Genomic DNA, 1,577 nt, shown 5'->3' with positions numbered 1-1,577 from the left:
AAATTGAAGATTATCTAATTCAGTGAGATCATTAAATCCGTTTAATCCGTGTTCTGGAATTATCTAATCCGTGTTCAAGATTAAATTGAAGATTATCTAATTCAGTGAAATCATTAAATCCGTTTAATCCGTGTTCTGAAATTATCTAATCCGTGTTCAAAATTAATATGCAAACTGAACCAAAACCAGGAACACTTTATATTGTCGCTACACCCATTGGTAATCTAGAAGATATGACTTTTAGAGCGGTGAGAATTTTACAAGCAGTGGACATGATTGCGGCGGAAGATACCCGCCACACAGGTAGATTATTACAACATTTTCAGGTAAAAACTCCCCAAGTTAGTTACCATGAACATAATAGTAATAGTCGTATTCCCGAATTATTAGAACAGTTACAATTTGGAAAAGCGATCGCTTTGGTAAGTGATGCGGGAATGCCAGGAATTTCTGACCCAGGATATGAGTTAATTAAGGCTTGTATTGATGAGGGGATTACTGTTGTTCCTATCCCCGGTGCAAGTGCCGTAATTACGGCTTTGAGTGCGGCTGGATTACCCACAGATAGGTTTATTTTTGATGGTTTTTTACCAGCTAAAAGTCAACAACGCCAGAAATATTTGGAATCTTTGCAAGGTGAATCTCGAACTTTGGTTTTTTATGAATCACCTCACCGGTTACGGGATACTTTAGCAGATTTGGGGGCAATTTTGGGAGGCGATCGCTCTCTAGTTATAGCACGAGAACTGACGAAATTATACGAAGAATTTTGGCGGGGAACAATTGCCGAGGGGATTACCCATTACCAAGATAAAGAACCCCAAGGAGAATATACTCTTTTAGTAGCTGGAAATCCACCTAGTAAGCCTCAACTCACAGAAACCGAATTAAAAAACGAACTATTATCAATGATTAAACAGGGTATTTCTCGTTCTCAAGCTAGTCGTGAGATAGCAAAGGATACGGGTTTATCTCGTCGCTATCTCTATCAACTAGCTTTGACAATTGAACTTAGCAGTTAAGTATAGAAACGATGATCAGGATCTAGAATAGGACAAACTGAATCAGGATATCCAGGATGAAAGGATGTACAGGATAGTGATTTAAAATGGTGCGTTACTATATTATATAGCGATCGCTATGCTACACCCAAAGTCTTTACCAATGGTGCGTTACTAGTCGCTAACATACCCTAGTATTTGGCTGTTACCTGTCATTTTTACTGACTTTTTGTAATAAAAGCTACACTAATCTCCCAGAGGACTATTTTATTCCATTAAGGTTTTCAGATTTTACCAGTGGGGAAGAAACCGAATAGTTTGACTACTCCACTGATTAAGGCGATAATCACTGCTACTAGAACTCCACGATTAATAAATTCTTGGTTATCTAGTCTTTTATCAATACCAATAACTTTTTCTTCTAGGGTTTTAATTTCCCCTGATAGTTTTCCATCTAGGGTTTTAATTTCCCCTGATAATTCTGCCTGTCCAATTTCCAGTTTATTTAGTCTACCATCAATAATTTCTAGTTTTTGATTGACTTGAGCAAATTGCTTCTCCATTTTCTGATTGACT

At 37.3% G+C, this 1,577-nt stretch carries 2 protein-coding genes; one reads left to right on the top strand and one right to left on the bottom strand.

Features of this window, described 5'->3' with window-relative positions:
* Window positions 1–167: 167 nt before the first annotated feature.
* Complete coding sequence (gene rsmI, locus IQ228_RS25905) at window positions 168–1,022, top strand: 16S rRNA (cytidine(1402)-2'-O)-methyltransferase (RefSeq protein WP_027402264.1); 855 nt, start codon at window positions 168–170, stop codon at window positions 1,020–1,022.
* A 263-nt stretch (window positions 1,023–1,285) separates the two neighbouring features.
* Here rsmI and IQ228_RS25900 read toward each other — a convergent pair.
* The coding region (locus tag IQ228_RS25900) for a hypothetical protein (protein WP_228044093.1) at window positions 1,286–1,577 on the bottom strand (292 nt) is incomplete at its 5' end.

Origin of the sequence: Dolichospermum sp. LEGE 00246 (assembly GCF_015207865.1) — a bacterium.
Lineage (GTDB): Bacteria > Cyanobacteriota > Cyanobacteriia > Cyanobacteriales > Nostocaceae > Dolichospermum > Dolichospermum heterosporum.
This window is presented reverse-complemented; position numbering and strand designations above follow the sequence as displayed.

What these genes read in the sequence shown, in the direction of transcription:
- rsmI (WP_027402264.1), top strand. Translation starts at nt 168, where the DNA reads ATGCAAACTGAACCAAAACCAGGAACACTTTATATTGTCGCTACACCC.